We start from the raw sequence: 19,484 nt of genomic DNA, 5'->3' as shown, positions 1-19,484 counted from the left end.
ATCGCCTGCCCACTGCGATGTTCACCGGTATGACACCAAGCGCCTGCACCAGGCGAGTTCGATCACGACCAGGTCCAGTTGCTGATCTCGGGCGCGTCCTCGCCGTGCTCGCGGGTGTACGCGCGGGCGCGTAGGCGGGTGCCGCTCATCCGCTGCCGCAGGTGCGCCGCCTTGGAGCCGAGGCCGGGCACGCGGTCGATGACGTCCATGACCAGGTGGTAGCGGTCGATGTCGTTGAGCATGGCCATGTCGAACGGCGTCGTGGTCGTGCCCTCCTCCTTGTAGCCGCGCACGTGCAGGTTGGCGTGGCTGCGCCGGCGGTAGGTGAGGCGATGGATCAGCCAGGGGTAACCGTGGAAGTTGAAGATGATCGGTCTGTCGGTGGTGAAGAGAGTGTCGAACTCGGCGTCCGGCATGCCATGCGGGTGCTCCGACGGCGGCTGCAGCCGCATCAGGTCCACGACGTTGATGACGCGCACCTTCAGCTCGGGCAGATGCTCGCGCAGGATGCCGGCCGCGGCCAGCGTCTCCAGCGTTGGGACGTCCCCGGCGCAGGCCAGCACCACGTCCGGCTCGACGCCCTCGTCGGTGGAGGCCCACGGCAGGATGCCGAGCCCGCGCGTGTTGTGCGCGACGGCCTCCTCCATCGTGAACAGGTCCAGCACCGGCTGCTTGCCGGCCACGATCACGTTGACGTAGTCCCGGGAGCGCAGGCAGTGGTCGGTGACCGACAGCAGCGTGTTGGCGTCCGGCGGCAGATAGACGCGCACCACGGACGCCTTCTTGTTGGCCACGATGTCGAGGAAGCCGGGGTCCTGGTGGCTGAAGCCGTTGTGGTCCTGCCGCCACACGTGCGACGACAGTAGGTAGTTGAGAGAGGCCACCGGCCGCCGCCACGGGATCTTCTGCGACGACTCCAGCCATTTGGCGTGCTGGTTGAACATCGCGTCGATGATGTGGATGAACGCCTCGTAGCAGTTGAACAGCCCGTGCCGGCCGGTCAGCAGATAGCCCTCCAGCCAGCCCTGGCACAGGTGCTCGCTCAGCACCTCCATCACCCGGCCACCGGCGCCCAGATGCTCGTCCGTTGGCAGGAGCTCCGCATTCCAGGCCCGGTCCGTGGCCTCGAACACGGCTTGCAGCCGGTTGGAGGCCGTCTCGTCCGGTCCCATCAGCCGGAAGCCGTCCGGATTGGCGGCGATCACGTCGCGCAGGAAGGCGCCCATCACCCGGGTGGGCTCAGTGAATTGCTCCGCAGGTGCCTTGACTTCCACCGCGTAGTCGCGGAAGTTCGGCAGCGCCAGCGGGCGTAGCAGCTCGCCGCCGTTGGCGTGCGGGCTGGCGCTCATGCGCAGTGACCCCTCCGGCACCGTCTGCGACAAGGCGGGCACCGGGCGGCCGTTGGTGTCGAACAGCTCCTCCGGCCGGTAGGAGCGCATCCACTCCTCCAGCATCGCCAGGTGCTCGGGGTTGTCGCGGACGCCCGACAGAGGCACCTGGTGAGCGCGCCACGTACCCTCGACCGGCTTGCCGTCGACTTCACGGGGGCCGGTCCATCCCTTCGGCGTCCGAAGAATGATCATGGGAAGCCTGGTCGCGCGGCCGTCTTTGAAGGCGGCGATCTGGTCGAACACCTCATCCAGCGTCCGCGCCATCTGCTCGTGGTCGGGGCCGACCACGTGGGGGCGGTAGCCGTACCCCTCCATAAGCTTGACCAGCTCTTCCTCGGGAATGCGAGCCAGCACGGCCGGGTTGGCGATCTTGTACCCGTTCAGGTGCAGGATCGGTAGCACCACGCCGTCGCGACGGCGGTCCAGGAACTTGTTGGAGTGCCAGCTGGCGGCCAGCGGTCCGGTCTCCGCCTCGCCGTCCCCGACGACACAGGCCACGACCAGGCGAGGGTTGTCGAAGGCCGCGCCGAAGGCATGCGCGAGCGAATAACCGAGTTCACCGCCTTCGTGGATGGAACCGGGGGTCTCCGGCGCCACGTGGCTCGGGATGCCGCCGGGGAAGGAGAACTGCCGGAACAGCCTGCGCATGCCCGCAGCGTCCTGCGAGACCTCGGGGTACTTCTCGGAATAGGAGCCCTCCAGCCAGGCGTGCGCCACCGCAGCGGGGCCGCCATGGCCGGGGCCGACAATGTAGATCATTTCCTGGTGGCGTTCGGCGATGATCCGGTTGAGGTGGGCGAAGCAGAAGTTCAGCCCGGGCGTCGTCCCCCAGTGGCCGAGCAGGCGCGGCTTGACATGTTCCGGCCGGAGCGGCTCGGTCAGCAGCGGATTGTCCAGCAGGTAGATCTGCCCCACGGAAAGGTAGTTCGCGGCACGCCAGTAGGCATCGATGTGCTGCATCGTCGTCATAGTGCCGATGATGTCCGGATCCGTCCCCGCGCCCTAGGGACCTTGGTCCCGTTCTCGTGGGCCAGACGGTTCTGCTTCGTCGTCCCATCGCCGAATGCCGGACCTTACAGAGGAACGTGCCAGCGCAGCCGTGTGCCTTCCCCTTCAGGGCTCGCCAGCTCCGCGGTGCCGCCCAAGCGGCCGGCCCGTTCCTCGATGTTGCGCAGGCCGCTGCGACGCCCGCTCTCCCCCAGGCCGATGCCGTTGTCCGAGACCTTGAGGGTGAGATCGTCGCTGGAAACCTCGACGGAGACTTCGGCGCGGGTGGCGTGGGAGTGGCGTACCACGTTGGACAGGGCCTCGCGCAGCACGGCCTGTAGGTGCTCGGCGACGGACTCGGGCACCAGGGTGTCGATCTGCCCTTCCATCCGCAGGCCCGGCATGAAGCCCAGATGGCTGCCGGCACCCTCCACCAGGTCCACGATCTGTCCTCGCAGGCTGGGCTCGCCCTGATCGTGGGAGCCTTGCAAGGCGAAGATGGAGGAGCGGATCTGCCGGATCGTCCCATCCAACTCATCGATCCCATGTTGCAGCCGTTTGGCCGCCTCCGGCCGCTCCACCAGCCGGATCGTGCTCATCAACGTCATCGCGGTGGCGAACAACCGTTGGATGACCACGTCGTGCAGGTCCTTGGCGATCCGGTCCCGGTCCTCCAGCAGGCCGAGCCGTTCGGCGTCCCGGCGCGCGTCGGCCAGCTCCAGCGCGATCGCCGCCTGACCGGCGAACGCATGGAGCATCTGCTGGTCCGCCCCGCTGAACGGCAGCCGCCCGCTCCGCTTGGCCAGCACGAGCACCCCGCGCACATTCGGCACGGCTCCCAACGGCACCATCAACCCCGGCCCGTAGCCCAGCCGCCGCAGCGGCGAGTCCGGGTAGGGAGCACTTTGCATGTCCGCCTCGGACATCGGCTCCCCCTGGACGAACACGTCGCCCGCGAGCGTGGCCGACACCTCGAAGGCGGCGCCCAGCAGGTCCCCGGCGCCCTCGCCCTCGGCGACCTCCACGCGCAGCGACTGCCCTGACGGCTCTGGCAGCAGCATCTGGACCAGGTCCGCGTCACTCATCTGGCGGGCGCGTGCCGCCACCAGGGTCAGCACCTGCCGGGGCTCGGCGCCGGACAGCAGGCTGGTGGTGACCTCGGAGGAGGCCTGCAGCCAGGTCTCGCGCCGGCGCGACTCCTCGTACAGGCGGGCGTTCTCCACGGCGACGCCGGCCGCGGTGGCCAGCGCGATGACGATGGCCTCGTCCTCCTCGTCGAACTCGCCGCCGCCGCGCTTCTCGGTCAGGTAGAGGTTGCCGAATACCTCGTCGCGCACCCGCACCGGCACGCCGAGGAAGGTGCCCATCGGCGGGTGGCCCGGCGGGAAGCCGTACGACTCCGGGTGGTCGGAGATGCGGCCCAGCCGCAGCGGCCGGGCGTCCTTGATCAGCAACCCGAGCAGCCCCAGGCCGTGCGGCCAGTGTTCGATTCGGGCGATCTCCTCCTCGCTCAGCCCGACCGGGATGAATTGCATGAGCGTGTTCTCGTCCCCGACCACACCCAGCGCGCCGTAGCTGGCGTCCACCAGCTTGGTCGCGGTCTCCACAATCCGGCGCAGCACCGTCTCCAGGTCCAGGTCGCTGCCCACCGACACGACGGCTTCGAGCAGCGCGTGTACCCGATCTCGGGTGGCCATCACAGCGTTGAGCCGCACCTGCAGCTCGGCCAGCAACTCATCAAGCCGCATCTGCGGCATCAACGGACGGTGCTCGCTCTCCATATCGATCAGTCTCGCACCGAGACAGAACACCGCATACCCTCCATCGCCAGTGCAGGCTCGCACTTTTCTGGGACTTTCTGCCTTCCAAAAGTCCGGGTGCTCAAGGGCTTCCGTCCCTACGAATCCACCCGAGATGGCGATGTGATGAAAGGGAGAACCGGAAGGAGGGCCATGATGCGGATCACGGTGAGAGAGGTCATGACCGCGCGGGTGACCTCACCGGGCAAGGCGAGGAAGGCGAGGAAGGCGAGAGGAAGACGGCGGGGCATACCGCTGCGGACTTGATGACCACGCCCGCGGTGACGATCTCCGCGTCCGCCTCCACCGTCAGGGCCGCCCGGGTCATGGACGAGAGCGGCGTCAAACGGCTGGTCGTCGTCGACGCCGAGGACAGGCTGCAGGGCATCGTCAGCCGGCGGGACCTGCTCAGGATGTACCTGCGCGACGACGACGAGATCAGGCGCCGCGTCGTCGAGGGGATCCCGCCGCATGCCAGGTGGAACGATCGCGACGGGATCATCGTCGAGGTCCGCGACGGCATCGTCACACTGTCCGGATACACGGACCGGCGCAGCGAGGCGGCCGCCGCCGTCCACACGGCCGAACGCCTCGACGGGGTCATCGACGTCCAGGGGGCTCTCGGCTGGCGGAAGGACGACGTCCTGGAGCTGCCTTTCACGTGGGACCGTCCCTGACCCCGGCGCCGCATCATCCGGGGACGGCGGCGGGAACCAGCTCGAAGCCGGTGATGATCTCGGGGCGGATGCGGATCACCTGTTCCATCTCCCCCGCCACCCATGGCTGGAGAATGGACTTGAAATGAGCCGCCTCCTCAGGGTCCTTCACGAGCTGGGCGACGCCGGTGACGACCACACTCCAGCCGAGGCGTTCCCCGACGTCCAACTCGTCCACTTCGAAGGCCACCACGGCCTCGAACACCGCCAGTTCGGCACTCAGGATGGTCCCCGAACTGGAGCGGATGACGATCTGCCCGTCAGAGACGATGTGGTTCACCGGTCGTACGGCCGGGAGCGCGTGCCGGGTGAACACGACGCGTCCGAGCGGCACGCTGGCCAACCGTCGCAGAGAGTCCGCTGCGGACAGTTCTTTGAGCTTTCGGCCGTTCATGCCACCAGACCGCCTGCCGTGCTGTACATCACCGTATTAGCCTGCTGCAGGAACGGCACCGAAAAATAGGGTCTAACGTCCCTTCTTGAGGGCGAGAACCGCGACGCCGGCCAGCGTCCAGGCCGCGACCACGGCGAGATCCATCAAGGGCCACGGCCGTCCCGCCGGGTCCAGTACGGCCAGGAGCGCGTGGGAGACGTGCTTGAGCGGGAAGACGTCGCCGATCGCGCGCAGCACCCCGGGCAGTTCCCCGCCGATGACGAACACGTCGGAGACGAAGGCCAGCGGCAGGAACGTGCCCAGTGTGATCGCGTTTGCGGTCTGCTGCTTGGTCACGAACGCCACTACGAGAGCACCGAAGACGGCGAAGCACGCGCTCCCGAGCACGATCGCGGCGAGCAGCCCGGGGATCATGGCCGGTTCGATCGTGACGTCGTAGCCGAGCGCGGCCACCAGCGCCAGCACGGTGGCGGTGGCCAAGGTGACCAGGAGCGCAGTGGTGAGATTGCCCGCGTGGTAGGCCCAGCGCGGGATCGGCGTGCCGGTCAGCCGCTTGAGCACGCCACGCTCGCGGTCACCGGCGACGGCTTCGGCGATGTTGACGTAGGACGCGACGCCCACCGTGTATGTGATCATCGCGGCGAGCATGAACACCGGCAGCCGGACACCCGAGACCCGGGCCTCGCCGAAGATCAGCGAGATGAGTGCGAGGAGCAGCACCGGCAGGATCACCGTGAAGAACGCCGTGGACAGGTCACGGCGTAGCCGGATCACCGCGTGCCCCGCCTGACCGGCCAGCAGCCGCCACGGCGCCGGGCGACCCTGCCGTCGCGGAAGTCCTCCGCGGGCCGTCCGGGCTGTTGTCGTCCGGGCCTGGGGTCGTTCCCAGCGGAAGCGCCACACGGCGACGGCGGCACCGCCGATCCCCCAGGCCGCCAGCACCGCCAGATGATCGCCGTAGAAGCCGGTCCCGGTCAGGAACGGGTTGAGGTCGTCGCGGACGGCGTTGCCGAGGTGCCGCAGCGGGAAGACCCAGCCCACTATGTCCAGCCAGGCGGGCAGCCGGGCGCCGATCAGGATGATGTCGGAGATGAACGCCAGTGCCAGCAGCAGCCCGATGCCAAGCAACTGCACCGCCGCCGCGCTGCGCACCAGCGCGACCACGGCGAAGCCGAGCGCGGTGAAGCAGAACGCTCCCAGCAGCAGAGTGACCAGCAGCGCGGGCAGCGTCCGCCACACCATCTGCAGATCGTAGAAGACCACACCCACCGCCAGCAGCACGGCGACCGTCGCCGCCGCGATCATCAGCGACGCGCCCACCAGCCCGGCCAGCACCGCCCAGGCGGGCACCGGCGTACCGCGCAACCGCTTCAGCCAGCCGCGGTCGCGAAGGTCGGCCAGGTGAATGGCCAGCGCACCGAAACACCCCTGCGCCACTCCGAACACGGCCATGACCGGGATGACGAACTGCATCACCCGCACGCCCGTGCGGGGCTCGACGACCTGGTTACCCACTGCCGCACCCACGATCACCGCCATCAGCAGCGGCATCGCGACGGTGAAGCCGGCCGCGATCGGCGTGCGGAAGAAGGATCGGGTCTCGTGCCAGACCAGGCTGCTGATCATGATGTCGCCTCGTTCACCAGATCGAGATAGACGTCCTCCAGCGACGGCCGGGCCAGCGACAGGGAGGTCAGCTCGGCGCCGCGCTCCAGCGCCCAGCCGGTCAAGACATGCATGTCACGGGCGGGCTGGGCGGTTTGGACCGACACCGCCGCGCCGTGCGCTTCGACGTGACCGGTCAGGAGCGGCAGATCGGCGAGAACCGTCCCTTCGGGCAGCCGGAAGGACAGCACGCTGGTGCGGTCGGCCGCGATGAGGGTGTCCGGCGCGCCGACGGCCACCAGGCGGCCCGCGCGCAACACCGCCACCCGGTCTGCCAGGTGCTGGGCCTCGTCCATGTAGTGGGTGGTGAGAAGGATCGTGGTGCCGGACGAGCGCAGTTCGTCGATCAGCTCCCAGGCATGGTGCCGGGCCGAGGGGTCGAAGCCGGTGGTGGGCTCGTCCAGGAACAGCAGCTCCGGCCCGCCGACCAGGCCGAGCGCCAAGTCCAGGCGGCGCCGCTGACCCCCGGATAACGTCCGTACCCGGGCGTCACGCTTGTCCTTCAGCCCAACTTGCTCGATGACCTCGTCCGGGTCCCGAGGCCGGGGATAGAAGCCGGCGTAGAGGTGGACCAGCTCGAAGACGGAGAACTCCTCCTCGAACCCGGCCTCCTGCAGCACCATCCCGATACGCTCGCGGTAGGCCCGGCCGCCGGTGGCCGGATCGAAGCCGAGCACCGACACCTCTCCCCCGTCGCGGCGCCTATGCCCTTCCAGGATCTCCACGGTCGTGGTCTTGCCCGCCCCGTTCGGGCCGAGCAGCGCGAACACCTCGCCCCGCTCAACGGTGAAACTTACTCCGTCGACGGCCTTGACCGTCCCGTACTGCTTGCGCAGTCCCGCTACGACCACTGCGGACATCTCGAGCTCCTCTCCCTCGGGCCTTCAGCGTCTTGCCCGGCGGCTCGGGAGGGACAGGGTCGTAAGGCGTCAGGCGTCGGGACCTTCGCCTCTCTGAGGGCGCCGTGATGCGGAAGACGGGGACGTGGGGCGCGATCCGCTCGAACTCGCGCGACGGCGCGCGCCGGTCCACCGGGATGTGCGGACGGGCACCCCTAGCCAGTGGTGCCAGCGTCCAGATCGTTTCATGAGTCCACTTCCACGAAATCGCGGGTCAGCTCGCCCACGCCCGCAGCCCTTGCCTGCGGCCGCGCCCACGCATGTGAGCCAGCGATTCCTTCTCCAGCTGGCGCACCCAAAGCGGCGTCAGACCCAACTTGTCGGCGATCTGCCGGGGCGTGTGCCCATCGTGCCCGTCCAGCCCGAACCGCAACTCCATGATCAATGCCTGACGCGGCGCCAGCCCGGAGACGAGTGAGGCGAGCAGGTCCTTCAGCGCCTTCCGTTCGACGAGTTGCTCGGCGGACAAGATCTCTACGTCCTCCACCAGCTCGCCCAGCGTCGTCTGGTGCCGTCCCTCTCCCACGATCACGTCGAGGCTCGCGCATCGCTGCGGCAGCCGGCGCAGGGCCCGGGCTGTGGCCGGCGCCAGTCCCGACTCCTCGGCCAGCTCACGTTCCGTCGGGCGGCGTCCGAGCCGGTGCGTGGCCGCTGTCTCCGCCCGGGCGATCTTGGCAAGCCGGTCCTGGACGCCGATCGGAAGCCGGACCGTGTGCGTGTACTCCAGGCCTCGCTGGATGGCCTTGCGGATCCACCAGGTGGCGACCGTGGAGAACCGGTTGCCCCGGGTGTGGTCGAAGCGCTCGACGGCCTCGATCAAGCCCAGGTTGCCGTCCTGGATCACGTCGGCGAGCGAGAGCCCGCGGTGGGCGTAGCGCTTGGCGATCGACACGACCAGGCGCAGGTTTGCCTCGATCATGTGCTGTCTGGCGGTTCGACCGTCGGCGACCACCGCTTCCAGTCCGGGCTCCGCCGCCCCTTGCCCGATCAGATGGGCGGCGTAGACACCGGCCTCCATCCGCTTGGCGAGCTCCACCTCTTGAGCGGCGGTCAGCAAGGGTGTGCCGCTGATCCGCGCCAGGTAGTCGCTCAGCTGATCATGCGGAGCCGGCTCCGCATGCGCGTCGATGCTCACCGGGCGCTCCTGACCACGGCCAGCGGGCATGGGGACTGGTGGAGCAGCTCCTGACTGACCGAGCCCAAGACCATCCCGGCGAACATGCTGCGCCCGTGCGACCCCACCACCAGCAGGTCGGCACCGCTCGCGGCCTGACGGAGCACGTCAACGGGATGGCCGTGCACTGTCTCCTCCACGACGGCCACATCCGGATACTGCTCGCCGAGCATCTGCTTCAGCGCGGGCGACTCCTCAGGACCCGCAGGCGCGAAGTGGCTCGGATGCGGATATGCCGTGGCCTGGACGGCACGCAACCGCGCTCCCCGCAGCCGCGCCTCCGCCAAGGCGAATTCCAGCACCCGGGCCGATGCCGGCGAGCCGTCGATCCGACGACGATCTCGTCTCGTGGCAGCGAGGGCAGCTCGCGGACCACCACGACGTCGCAAGCAGCGTGCCCGGCCACGCCGTAGGCGACGGATCCGACGAGCATCCCCCGGAAGCCCCCGATCCCGTGGCTGCCGACGACCAGCAGCTCCGCCTCCGCCGCCGCGGTGATCACGCGAATGAGCCGCGCCCATGATCAGTACGTGACAGTCTCGCCGCCGCGATCGCCGCTTGGCCGTAGCTGATGCCGCCGTCGTTGACCGGGACCTGCTCGCCGATGTACGGCTCGAACCCAGCCGCCGACAGCCGGGCGAGCACGTCGGTGGCCAGCAGCCGGTTCTGGAACACCCCTCCCGACAGGCACACCTGGGTGACATCGTGCTCGGCCGCGGCCCGCTCACACAGCAGCACCGTGACGGCCGCGATGGTGGCGTGGAACCCGGCGGCGATCCGGCCGACCGGCTCGCCGTCCCTCTTGGCCTCCAGCAGGTCGCGCAGCGTGGCCAGGCCGTCGTACACCCACAGGCCGTCGCGCCGCTCCAGCCGCCAGGCCAGCGGATCGGCACCAGGGTAGGCCGTGGCGGCTTGCTCCAGGCGCATGGCGGCCTCGCCTTCGAAGCCGTTGACATCGCACAATCCCAGCAGCGCGGCCGCGGCGTCGAACAGGCGGCCCGCGCTGGATGCGATCGGGCAGTTCACGCGTTGCGCGATCATGCGGCCGATGACGTCCGCATCGGGCAGGCCGGCGGCGAGACCGCTGGGGATGGGGCCCGTGCTGGTCTCGCCGCCGAGCAGGTAACCGAGTGCCATGCGGGCGGGCCTGCGTACGGCCGCCGCCCCGCCAGGCATCGGAGCGTGGGAGAAGCGGCCAAGCCGCCGGTAACCGGTATAGCCGGCCAGCAGCAGCTCGCCACCCCAGAATGTGCCGTCGTCGCCCAGCCCGAGCCCGTCGTAGGCGACGCCGAGGAACGGCGGCTCCAGCCGGTGCTCGGCGGCCACGGCGGCGACGTGTGCGTGGTGGTGCTGCACGGCGACGCGACTCGGCCAGCGCTGCGCCAGCCGGGTCGACAGATAGTCGGGATGCAGGTCGTGCACTGCGTGCACGGGCTCGATGCCGTGGATGCGGCGCAGGTGGCCGAGCGCCTCCTCGTACGCCTCCAGAGTCTGGGCATCGGACAGATCGCCGATGTGCGGCCCGAGCACCGCCCCGTGGCCGCCGGCCAGCGTGAACGTGCTCTTCAGCTGCGCACCCACGGCCAGCAACGGCGGGGCGGCGACCGGTAGCGGCAGCATGGCCGGAGCCAGCCCACGGGCGCGGCGGATCGTCGTGGCGCGCGATCCGAACGAGCGGACGACCGAGTCGTCGTAGCGGGCCACGATGGGCCGATCGTGGGTGAGGACACCGTCCACGTCGAGGCCGGAGACATCGTCGATCAGCATGGGGCTGTCGGCCTGATTGGCGCTGGTCACCACCAGAGGGCGGCGGAGCGCGTCCAGGAGCAGGTGGTGCAGCGGCGTGTACGGCAGGAACAACCCGATGTCCGGCATCCCATGGCAGATCCCCGGCGTCAGGACGCCGTGCCGTCGCGGAGCCAGCACGATGGGCGCGGACGGCGCGCCGAGCTGGCGGCGGTCGTTCTCCGACAGGCCGGCCAGCGCGTCGGCGGCGACCATGTCGCGCACCATGACCGCCAGCGGCTTGGCGTCGCGGGCCTTGACCTGGCGCACCCGTGAAACGGGTTCGTCGTTGATCGCGTCGCAGACGAGCTGGAAGCCGCCGAGCCCCTTGACGGCGATCACGCCGCCGCCCGCGATGACGTCCACCGCCGCCCGCAGCGCCGCCTCCCCGGTCAAGCTCAGGAAACGCATCCGAGGGCCGCAGGAGGCGCACGCGATCGGCTCGGCGTGGAAGCGCCGGTCTGCCGGGTCGTGGTATTCGGCGGCGCACGCCGTGCACATCTCGAACCCGCGCATGGAGGTGCGAGCCCGGTCGTAGGGCAGGCTCTCGATAATGGTCGCGCGAGGGCCGCAGGCGGTGCAGTTGATGAAGGGGTAGCGGTAGCGCCGGTCCGCCGGGTCGAACAGCTCGCGCAGACAATCGGCGCACGTGGCCAGGTCCGGCGGGATCTCGCGGGCGGGACCAGGCACGGCCTGGCTTTCCACGATCTTGAACCCGACGGCCTCCTGATCGAGCGTCCCGGGAGTGACGACCACGTCACGGATACGGGCCGCTTCGGGACGCATGGTCGTCAACCCGGAGACGAACTCCTCCAGGCAGGCCGGCGAGCCACTCGCCGAGATGATCACGTGCCCGCCGGCGTTTCGGACGTGTCCGCGGATCCCGACGGCGGTCGCCAGCCGGTGGACGAACGGCCGGAAGCCGACGCCCTGCACGATCCCGTGTACCTCGATCCTCCATGCGGCGTCCATCACCGGCTCCTACAGCAGCGGGGGAATGATGAGGAGGTCGTCCTTGTCGGAGTCCACCTCACAGGTCACGTCGACGACGCCCTCGATGGCCCGTACCGCCTCCACCATCGCGAGGGCCTGGGATCTCCATTGCACCCGACCGCTGAGCTTCACCACACCCTGGTCGATCTCGATGGAGATCGCCTCGGGGTCCGGGAGCACGGCCATGACGTCCGCCTCCAGGTCCGCGACCGGACGGGTGAAGACCCGCAGCACGTCACGCTGATGCAACGTGCCGATGATCCGCCCGGTCACCGGGTCGATCACAGGCAGCTGCTTGATGCGCTTGTCGTGCATCACCCGGGCCGCGTCACGCACGCAGGTGCCCGGCGTGACGGTGATCGCCGGGGAGGTCATGAGCTGAGCCGCCCTCACCCCCGCGGCTTTGTCGTGCTCGCGCCGCTGACGGCGGGACTCGAACATCGACACGCTGTGCCGTACCGGATCGATCTCCTTGAGCAGCAGATCGTCCTCCGACACCACGCCCACCGGCCGCCGGTCGGCGTCGACCACGGTGACCGCGCCCACCGCGTACCGCTTCATAGCGGCCACGATGTCGGCGAAGGACGCATCCTCCAGCACGGCGATGGCCACCCGGCCCATGACGTCCTTGACCTCGATCGACATGACATGCCTCCTCACTTCCGCTCCCACGCTCCCCCTCGGCGGCCTTGCCTCACAGCGGCGAACGTCCCGCGTGCCGGGGTCCAAGGTCCTCGATCTGCCGGCGGTTCCTATGAGCGGACCACCGCCACCGGGCAGCGAGCGTGGTGCAGCACTCCCCGGCTGACCGAACCGAGCACCATTGACCCCATGGCGCCGCGCCCGTGCGAGCCCACCACCAGCAGATCCGCCTGCCCGGACGCCTCGACCAGCGCATCCACGGGGTGCGCCGCATGAACGTCCTCGACGACCGTCACCTGCGGATACTCCTCGCGGGCAGCGTTCAGCCGGTCGCGGACGACCTGGTGCTGCGCCGTGCGGACCTCGTCCATGTCGTAGGTGGCCTCCGGCGCGAAGGCATGCACCGGCAACTGCCAGGCATGCACGGCCCGCAGCGTGGCGCCGCGCAGCTTGGCCTGCTCGAAGGCGTACGCCAGCGCCGGCTCGCACTCCGGCGAATCGTCGACCCCGACCACGACCTCCCCGTGCACCGGCCGGTGCTCGGGGCGCACCACCACGACCGGGCAGCGTGCGTGTCCGGCCACGTGCGTGCTGACCGACCCCAGCAGCGCGCCGGCGAACCCGCCGAGCCCGCGGCTGCCGACGACGATCTCGGTGGCGTCCTTGGCCTGCTCGCGCAGGACCGTGGCGGGCGCGCCCTCCACTTCCTGCGTCGTGACCTCGACCGTGGGCTGGCGCTCGTGCACGAGCGCCTCGGCCTCGCGCAGGATCCTCCGCCCTTCACGCAACAGCACATCGGGCAGGGACGGGTTGGGGTATCTGCCGACCTGGTACGGGGTGCGGTCCACGGCATGCACGATCCGCAGCGGCACCCGCATGCGGAAGGCGTCGTTGGCCGCCCACTCCACCGCGGCCCGTGCGGTCACCGAGCCGTCCACTCCTACGATGATCATGTTGTGTCCTCCTTCGTTCACCCACCCATCGGACCGCGCCCGCGCAGGCTCGCTGCAGGGCCAGAGGTCAGTCCGGCATGGGCCGAAGGACCCTGTCTCCCGCATGGGCCAGTGGGTAGCTTCAGGACCATGACCAGGGAGGACACGCTCATGACAGGCACCGGCGATTTCGGACGCCGCATTCGCCATCACCGCGACCGGCTCGGCCTCACCCGCGAGCAGGTCGCCGCCCGCACGGACCTATCGGCCGAATACCTCCAGTACCTGGAGGATCACCCGGACGTCCCGGAGACAGGTACGGTGATCCGGCTGGCCGCCGCCCTGGAGGCCACACCCCAGGACCTGCTCGACAGTGGCCTCGACCACCCGCCCGGCCCAGGCATCGCCGCTGGCGACCCGGTCCTGCAGGTCCTGGACCCCCAGGAATGCCTGCGCCTGATCGCGCCGGGCGGCATCGGCCGGGTGGCCTTCAACGGCTCCCACGGGCCCACCGTGCTGCCCGTGAACTACAAGGTCCACGACGGTGCCATCGTCTTCCGTACCGCCTACGGCGGGCCCATGGACCAGGACCTGCGCACCGGACGAGAAGGAGTCGAAATCTTGATCGGCTTCGAGGTGGACCGGATCGACGAGGCCATGCGGCAGGGCTGGAGCGTCCTCGTCCAGGGCCCCGCTCACCACGTGCCGGAAGACGAGGTGGACAAGGTCGCCGAGGCTCACGTGACCCCGTGGGCGGGCGGCGACCGACCGCTGTACATCCGCATTGTCCCGCACCAGATCACCGGCCGGCGCATCCACGCCCTCTGAAGGACGACCGGCTACGCCGGCGGCACTGGTAGGGGATGTACCTGCCGCGGAACGCGCTGTTGCCGATGCGCGTCCGGTTGTTCCCAAGCGCCCTTTAGGCGGTGTAGTTGCCGACGGTGACATCCCACAAGAGGTGTTCACCTACCGTGATGATGGCTGCATGGACGTGAACGAGGTGCTGCTGCCGGGTGTAGGACTGCGGTATGAGTTCACCACCCACGCGGGGGATCGGATCGGCGTGGTGGCTCGGCGGACGGGCGAGTTCGAGGTGGTCGGCTATGTCGGCGGTGACCTGGATGAGGGCAGGCCGCTGTTCCGGCTCAACGAGGAGGAAGCCGACGCGCTGGCCCAGATCTTGGGTGCGCCGCGGATTGCCGAGCGGTTCGCGGACCTGACCCGAGAGGTGCCCGGGTTGAGCACTGAACCGGTGAGGGTGACGCCCGGTTCGCCGTATGTGGATCGTCCGCTGGGGCACACGCGAGCGCGGACCCGCACCGGCGCGTCGGTGGTGGCGATCGTGCGGGGTGAGGATGTGATCGCTTCGCCCGGTCCCGACCAGGTGTTGCGGTCTGGTGACGTTCTGGTGGTGGTCGGTACCCAGGACGGCATCGCGGGCGTGACGCGGATCATCCGGGGTTGAACGCGTGCACATCTCTATCGCTCTGCTGCTGGAGCTGGGCCTCATCCTGGTCGTTCTCAGCGCCCTGGGCTCCCTGGCCCGCCGCGCGGCCCTGTCGCCGGTCCCGCTCTACCTCCTGGCCGGGCTGGCGCTGGGCGAGGGAGGGGTGCTGCCTGTCCCGACCGCGGCAGGGTTCGTCCGGGCCGCCGCCTCCATCGGGATCGTGTTGCTGCTGCTGGCGCTGGGTCTGGAGTTCTCCATCGGCGAGTTCACCGCGAGCTTGCGCCGGCACCTGCCCTCCGCGGGTGTGGATCTGCTGGCCAATGCCGTCCCGGGTGCCGTGGCGGGCTGGTTGCTGGGCCTGGACGGCGTCGGAGTTGTGGCGCTGGCCGGTGCTACGTACATCTCCTCCTCGGGGATCATCGCCAGGCTGCTGGGCGACCTGCGGCGGTTGGGCAACCGTGAGACCCCGTCGGTGCTGTCGGTACTGGTGCTGGAGGACTTCGCGATGGCCGCCTACCTGCCGGTGCTGGCCGTGCTGGCCTCCGGCGGCGTCTGGTGGCAGGCCGTGGCGGGCGCGCTGGTCGCGGTGGGTACGGTGCTGGCCGCTCTTGCCGCCTCCTACCGGTGGGGCCACCACATCGGCCGGCTCGTGGCCCACCCGGACGATGAGCAGCTCATGTTGCGCGTGCTCGGCCTCACCATGGTCGTGGCGGCTCTGGCCGAGTACGTCCACGCCTCGGCGGCGGTGGGCGCCTTCCTGGTCGGCCTGACCCTCACCGGGCAGACCGCCGAGCGTGCCCGTACCGTCACCGCACCGCTGCGTGACCTGTTCGCCGCGGTGTTCTTCCTGGCCATCGGCCTGTCGGTGGCTCCCGCCGAGCTGCTGCCGGTGCTGCCGGCCGCGCTGGCGCTAGCCGTTGTCACGGGGCTCACCAAGGTTCTCACCGGCCGGTATGCGGCCTCCCGCGACGGGGTGGGCCGGCGCGGCCGACTGCGGGCCGGCACCGCGCTGATCGCCCGCGGAGAGTTCTCCATCGTCATCGTGGGTCTGGCTGGGGCGCAGCTTCCCGTCCTGGCGCCCCTGGTGGCCGCCTACGTGTTCGTCCTGGCCGTAGTGGGGCCGCTCACCACCCGCTTCATCGGTGCTCGGCATGCAAGCAGATCTTCCGAGCAGTTGCAAAGGGCCTGAGTCCCTGTGCCGGCGCCGACTGGCCAGATGCCCATTCCCGCCGCGGTGGGGCTACTGCTTTGGTCACCCCATCCGCTGGGCCATCTCGACGAGCCGGTTGGCGTAGCCCCACTCGTTGTCGTACCAGCCGAACACTTTGACCAGGTCCCCGTTGGCCTGGGTGAGGGCCGAGTCGAACACGCACGAGGAGGCGTCGGCGATGATGTCGCGGGAGACGAGCGGATCGGTGCTGTAGCGCAGGATGCCGTGCAGGTCATTCTCAGCGGCTGCGGCGAAGGCCTCATTGACCTCCTGTGCGGTGACCGGGCGGCTGAGCTGCGCGGACAGGTCGGTGATCGAGCCGTCCTCGACCGGCACCCGGATGGCGATGCCGTCGAGCCGGCCGTTCAGCTCGGGTAGCACCTGGCCGACCATGCGGGCGGCGCCGGTGGTCGTCGGCACGATGTTCACCGCCGCCGAGCGGGCGCGGCGCGGGTCCTTGTGGGGGGCGTCCAGCAGCATCTGGTCACCGGTGTAGGCGTGGATGGTCGTCATGAAGCCGCGGACGAAGCCGAAACGCTCGTGCAGCACTTTGACCATCGGCGCGACGCAGTTGGTGGTGCACGAGGCGAGGGAGACGATCTCGTGCCGGATGGGGTCGTAGGCGGCGTCGTTGACACCTGGGACGATTGTGGCGTCCAGGTCTTTGCCAGGAGCTGAGAGCAGGACCTTGCGGGCGCCGGCCTTGAGATGGCTCGCCAGGGCGTCCCTAGTCCGGAAGCGGCCGGTGGCGTCGATGACCAGCTCGACGTCGTGGGCACGCCAGTCGATCTCCGCCGGGTCGGCGTGCTTGCTGACCGTGATCGTGCGGCCGTTCACTTCCAAGGCGGAGTCGGAGGAGGCGACGGGCAGGTCGAGCGGTCCGTAGGTGGAGTCGTGCTTGAGCAGGTGGGCCAGCGAGGCCGTGTCGGTGATGTCGTTGACGGCGACGATGTCCAGGTCGGTACGCAATGCGCGACGCAGGACGGCCCGGCCGATCCTGCCGAACCCGTTGATTCCGATTCTCATGTCCGTATCGTCCGGCGTTGTGGGACCGACGCTTAGAGGCGACGGTCCTGCTTGTGATGGGACCTTCGGCCCATCATGGAAACAACGTTGAGTGGCGTCGAACCGGCCGAGCCGACGCCATGCCACACGTCCTCGTTTCATCGGGCCGTCCGGCTGGCCCTCGCTCTCCGCGCCAGATCGCACAGCGGCGGAGTCAAAACGAAGGCGCCGAGCGCGATGGCCCAGCCCAGCGGCGGAATCGGCGTGAGGGTGAGCAGCGCGCCCAACCCAGCACGGCCTCGCAGGCTCCGTGGTCTCGCCTCCTCGGCGGCGCCTATGACGACGCCGCACTCCAGGTAGCGCCGCGACCAGCATCATCGCGGCGCACCTGCGGCCGGTGCTGCATGTGCAGGCTGAACAGCGAGCCTAAGCCAGTCTGTTCCGGAGTGACCGCGCCGGTCGGGGTCAAGAGGGAGAACGCGAGCTCCTTCGTTGGGTTTCCGGCTCGCCGATCGTTAAACGCGGAGGGCGAAGCAAGGGGACAGACCTCCGGGCATCTGTTCGAACGTCAGGCGCTCTCGTCAGGAGCCGTAACAGGGAGCAACGCGGCGAGGCTCTCGCCCCACTGCCTGGCCCGTTCCAGTTCACTGTCTACCAACGGCCCTTGCGTCCCCACGACGTAGAAGCTCTGTGCCGGCGCGAGTGCTCTGATGCCGAGGCGGCTCAGCCGCTTGGCGATGCCGCGAGCGGCTGAGCCGGGCATGCGCGGCTTGGCGATGCGGGTGTCGAACGCAGCCGAGCCGAGCCCTGCCGCGGTGGTGCGCAGCGTGGCCAGCCATTCGCGTACGCCGTCGCCGCGCGAGACCAGCGGACCTGTGGCCTGCTGGGCGGCGGACTGACGGGTGGAGACCCTACTCATGGAGAAGGCGTGCGTCGGCCCGCCCACCACGAGCAGCCCGACCGCCGGCCCCACCTGTGCGGGTGCGGAGCCGACCTCCACCACCTCGGCTCGCACCCGGGAGGACAGTCCTTCGGCTACTGCTTCGGCGATCTGCTTGGTGTTGCCGTACATGGATTCGTAGACGACCAACGCCTCCATCACACGCCTCCTATCGATTCTCTTGGGGTAGTACCGGTTCCAGGTGGAACATGCCGGTGACAACTTCGCCGGGCCCTTCGGCCGGCCTGGTACGTCCGGCGACGGCCGACAGCACGTCGCGGACCGTGACCATCCCGATCAGCCCGTCGTCCGACAGCACCGGCACGGCATCGCATCCGGCGTCGAGCATGACGGCCGCGACCCTGGCCAGCGGAGTGTCCGGCCGGATCAGCGGTTTGCGCTCACGCCCGAGCAACGTCCGGACCTGGCGGCTGGACTGCTCCTCAGGCCCGCCCGACCAGGACGCCGCCAGCTGCTCGCGGGTCAGGATGCCCAGCACGTGCCGCCCGTCGACGACCGGCAGATGGTGGACGTGGGCGCGCCGCATCAACTCCCAGGCCATCAGCGGCGACTCATCCGGCTTGACGGCCACCAGGATGCGGCTCATCACCTGCGCGGCGGCCAGCGACTCCGCGGTCATGGCGTCTCCTCAGCATGCGGTCGTACGATCGCGACCGGGCAGGTCGTGTGGTGCAGCACCCCGTGGCTGACCGAGCCCAGCAGGGCCGAAGCGAGACCGCCCATGCCGCGCGAGCCGACCACGACCAGATCCGCCGACCGTGCCGCCTCGATCAGCGCGGTGACAGGATGCGCGCATCGCTGCTCGTCGCTGATGTCGACGTCGGGGTTGCCGACCCGCCACGGCTCGACCCGCTCGCGCGCGGCGCGCATCGCATCCTGCATGGCGGCTTCGATCAGGCTGTTGTACGCAACGGCGTACGGCGAGAACATCGGCACCCGCCAGGCGAACACGACGTGCAGCCGCGCCTTCCGCGCCCGAGCCTGCTCGACGGCGCAGGCCATCGCGGCCTCCGAATACCCCGAGCCGTCATAGCCGACCACCACCGTGCCGTAGCGCACCACGGCGGGAGCACGAACGATGACGACCGGTCCGGCCGCGTGCCCGGCCACGGCCAAGCCGACCGAGCCGACCACCATCCCGGCGAATCCACCGAGCCCTCTGCTGCCCAGCACCAGGCTGTCCGCCGACTCCGACTCCGCGATCAAATCCTTGATCACGTTGCCACTGAGCAGCTCCGTCGTCACCTTGACATCGCCGGTGAGCCCCCGTGCCCGGTCGGCCGCGGCCTCCAGCGCCCCGGTGCAGTACTCGAGGCCGTCGCTGTGCGGCCGCTGCTCGCATACGTGCACGATGCGCAGGGCCAGCTCACGCCGCTGCGCGTCTAAGGCGGCCCACTCGACTGCTGCGGTCGCCGGTGCGGACCCGTCCACACCAACCGTGATGTGACTGGCCATCACGCCCACCTTTCACATGTCGGATC

General features: G+C 69.5%; 18 protein-coding genes and 1 pseudogene. 4 read left to right on the top strand and 15 right to left on the bottom strand.

What is annotated here, in order from left to right:
* Positions 1 to 62: 62 nt before the first annotated feature.
* Entirely contained in the window at positions 63 to 2,360 is a 2,298-nt protein-coding gene (locus EJK15_RS38330) for a phosphoketolase family protein (protein WP_138715372.1), read from the bottom strand.
* A 104-nt stretch (positions 2,361 to 2,464) separates the two neighbouring features.
* Complete coding sequence (locus tag EJK15_RS38325) at positions 2,465 to 4,135, bottom strand: sensor histidine kinase (protein WP_206061359.1); 1,671 nt, start codon at positions 4,133 to 4,135, stop codon at positions 2,465 to 2,467.
* A 308-nt stretch (positions 4,136 to 4,443) separates the two neighbouring features.
* On the opposite strand from EJK15_RS38325, the gene EJK15_RS38320 reads away from it, so the two are divergent.
* Entirely contained in the window at positions 4,444 to 4,854 is a 411-nt protein-coding gene (locus EJK15_RS38320; protein WP_138715387.1) for a CBS domain-containing protein, read from the top strand.
* A gap of 13 nt (positions 4,855 to 4,867) precedes the next feature.
* On the opposite strand, the gene EJK15_RS38315 is transcribed toward EJK15_RS38320, so the two are convergent.
* The 9 genes and pseudogenes from EJK15_RS38315 to EJK15_RS38275 form a co-directional block, all read right to left on the bottom strand.
* Positions 4,868 to 5,287 carry a pyridoxamine 5'-phosphate oxidase family protein gene (locus EJK15_RS38315; protein WP_138715370.1) on the bottom strand — a complete coding sequence of 140 codons (420 nt, stop codon included), beginning with the start codon at positions 5,285 to 5,287 and terminating at the stop codon, positions 4,868 to 4,870.
* A gap of 72 nt (positions 5,288 to 5,359) precedes the next feature.
* On the bottom strand, positions 5,360 to 6,913 hold the full coding sequence (locus tag EJK15_RS38310; protein WP_138715369.1) for an ABC transporter permease: 1,554 nt from the start codon (positions 6,911 to 6,913) through the stop codon (positions 5,360 to 5,362).
* Positions 6,910 to 7,812: an ABC transporter ATP-binding protein gene (locus EJK15_RS38305; protein ID WP_138715368.1), complete on the bottom strand. Its 903-nt coding sequence runs from the start codon at positions 7,810 to 7,812 to the stop codon at positions 6,910 to 6,912. The genes EJK15_RS38310 and EJK15_RS38305 overlap by 4 nt, the downstream gene beginning before the upstream one ends.
* Positions 7,813 to 8,065: 253 nt before the next feature.
* The gene (locus EJK15_RS38295; RefSeq protein WP_206061358.1) at positions 8,066 to 8,986 is read right to left on the bottom strand and encodes a sigma-70 family RNA polymerase sigma factor; all 921 of its coding nucleotides are present in this window, start codon (positions 8,984 to 8,986) and stop codon (positions 8,066 to 8,068) included.
* Entirely contained in the window at positions 8,983 to 9,327 is a 345-nt protein-coding gene (locus tag EJK15_RS38290; protein WP_240777474.1) for a universal stress protein, read from the bottom strand. Before EJK15_RS38290 ends, EJK15_RS38295 begins: the two co-directional genes overlap by 4 nt.
* A 125-nt stretch (positions 9,328 to 9,452) precedes the next feature.
* Positions 9,453 to 9,527, bottom strand: a pseudogene (locus tag EJK15_RS75095) (hypothetical protein); the annotation flags it as partial.
* Positions 9,524 to 11,782, bottom strand: a complete 2,259-nt coding sequence (gene hypF / locus EJK15_RS38285; protein WP_138715366.1) for a carbamoyltransferase HypF — start codon at positions 11,780 to 11,782, stop codon at positions 9,524 to 9,526. The pseudogene EJK15_RS75095 and the gene hypF, both read right to left, overlap by 4 nt.
* A gap of 9 nt (positions 11,783 to 11,791) precedes the next feature.
* The gene (locus EJK15_RS38280; protein WP_138715365.1) at positions 11,792 to 12,448 is read right to left on the bottom strand and encodes a CBS domain-containing protein; all 657 of its coding nucleotides are present in this window, start codon (positions 12,446 to 12,448) and stop codon (positions 11,792 to 11,794) included.
* A 107-nt stretch (positions 12,449 to 12,555) separates the two neighbouring features.
* The gene (locus EJK15_RS38275; protein WP_138715364.1) at positions 12,556 to 13,398 is read right to left on the bottom strand and encodes a universal stress protein; all 843 of its coding nucleotides are present in this window, start codon (positions 13,396 to 13,398) and stop codon (positions 12,556 to 12,558) included.
* 129 nt (positions 13,399 to 13,527) lie between these two features.
* Here EJK15_RS38275 and EJK15_RS38270 point away from each other — a divergent pair, with 129 nt between their 5' ends.
* From EJK15_RS38270 to EJK15_RS38260, 3 genes are all read left to right on the top strand, one after another.
* Positions 13,528 to 14,205: a helix-turn-helix domain-containing protein gene (locus EJK15_RS38270; protein ID WP_240777473.1), complete on the top strand. Its 678-nt coding sequence runs from the start codon at positions 13,528 to 13,530 to the stop codon at positions 14,203 to 14,205.
* Between the two features lie 160 nt (positions 14,206 to 14,365).
* A complete protein-coding gene (locus EJK15_RS38265; protein WP_138715363.1) occupies positions 14,366 to 14,845 on the top strand; it encodes a cation:proton antiporter regulatory subunit in 480 nt (159 codons plus the stop codon).
* A gap of 4 nt (positions 14,846 to 14,849) precedes the next feature.
* On the top strand, positions 14,850 to 16,016 hold the full coding sequence (locus EJK15_RS38260) for a cation:proton antiporter (RefSeq protein WP_138715362.1): 1,167 nt from the start codon (positions 14,850 to 14,852) through the stop codon (positions 16,014 to 16,016).
* A gap of 63 nt (positions 16,017 to 16,079) precedes the next feature.
* Here the strand turns inward: EJK15_RS38260 and gap are convergent, their stop codons facing one another.
* The 4 genes from gap to EJK15_RS38240 form a co-directional block, all read right to left on the bottom strand.
* Positions 16,080 to 17,063, bottom strand: a complete 984-nt coding sequence (gene gap / locus EJK15_RS38255; protein WP_138715361.1) for a type I glyceraldehyde-3-phosphate dehydrogenase — start codon at positions 17,061 to 17,063, stop codon at positions 16,080 to 16,082.
* Positions 17,064 to 17,610: 547 nt separating this feature from the next.
* A complete protein-coding gene (locus EJK15_RS38250; protein ID WP_138715360.1) occupies positions 17,611 to 18,141 on the bottom strand; it encodes a flavodoxin family protein in 531 nt (176 codons plus the stop codon).
* Between the two features lie 10 nt (positions 18,142 to 18,151).
* Positions 18,152 to 18,622 carry a CBS domain-containing protein gene (locus EJK15_RS38245; RefSeq protein WP_138715359.1) on the bottom strand — a complete coding sequence of 157 codons (471 nt, stop codon included), beginning with the start codon at positions 18,620 to 18,622 and terminating at the stop codon, positions 18,152 to 18,154.
* Entirely contained in the window at positions 18,619 to 19,458 is an 840-nt protein-coding gene (locus EJK15_RS38240; protein WP_138715358.1) for a universal stress protein, read from the bottom strand. Before EJK15_RS38240 ends, EJK15_RS38245 begins: the two co-directional genes overlap by 4 nt.
* Between the last annotated feature and the right edge of the window lie 26 nt (positions 19,459 to 19,484).

Origin of the sequence: Nonomuraea basaltis, assembly GCF_005893125.1 — a bacterium.
GTDB lineage: Bacteria > Actinomycetota > Actinomycetes > Streptosporangiales > Streptosporangiaceae > Nonomuraea > Nonomuraea basaltis.
The sequence above is the reverse complement of the archived record's forward strand: the minus strand, read 5'-3'. Positions and strand labels throughout refer to the sequence as shown.